The sequence below is a fragment of the Streptomyces oceani genome (assembly GCF_001751245.1).
In the GTDB taxonomy this organism is placed as follows: domain Bacteria; phylum Actinomycetota; class Actinomycetes; order Streptomycetales; family Streptomycetaceae; genus Streptomyces; species Streptomyces oceani.
Genome location: NZ_LJGU01000060.1, coordinates 1 through 539, shown reverse-complemented (window position 1 = coordinate 539; position 539 = coordinate 1). Strand labels below are relative to the sequence as shown.

Annotated in this window: 1 protein-coding gene; it reads right to left on the bottom strand. The window is 74.0% G+C overall.

The features are described 5' to 3' along the window. Positions 1-539 (bottom strand): aminotransferase class V-fold PLP-dependent enzyme (locus tag AN216_RS00285; protein ID WP_139140813.1); only part of this gene is annotated, 539 nt, incomplete at both ends.

The following is a 539-nucleotide window of genomic DNA, read 5'->3' as shown; positions in this document are numbered from 1 at the left end:
GGTTCGGCGTCCCGCAGCCACTCCGGGCTGCCGGCCAGCACGCCGGCGCCGAACGGGGCGTAGAGCTTGTGCCCGGAGAAAGCCACCCAGTCGACGTCCAGCGCGGCCATGTCCACCGGGTGGTGCGGCACGAGTTGTGCCGCGTCGAGCACCGTACGGGCGCCGTGCCGACGTGCGACCCGGGTCAGTTCGGCCACCGGCCACAGCTCGCCCGTGACGTTCGAGGCGCCCGTCACGCACACCAGCCGGGGCCCTTCCGGGGCGGTACGCAGCGCTCGGTCCAACGCGGCGACGGCTTCCCGTGGGCTGCGCGGGGCGGGCAGCAGGGTGGTGTCCCGGCCATGGCGACGCCAGGGCAGCAGCGCGGCGTGGTGCTCCGTCTCGAAGACGAAGACCCGGGTGCCCGGTGGCAGCGCGTGCGCCAGCAGGTTGAGGGAGTCGGTGGTCGAGCGGGTGAAGACGACCTCGTCGTCCTCCCGACAGCCCAGGAAGCGGGCGATGTCGGCGCGGCTGCGCTCGTAGCGGTCGGTGGAGAGGCG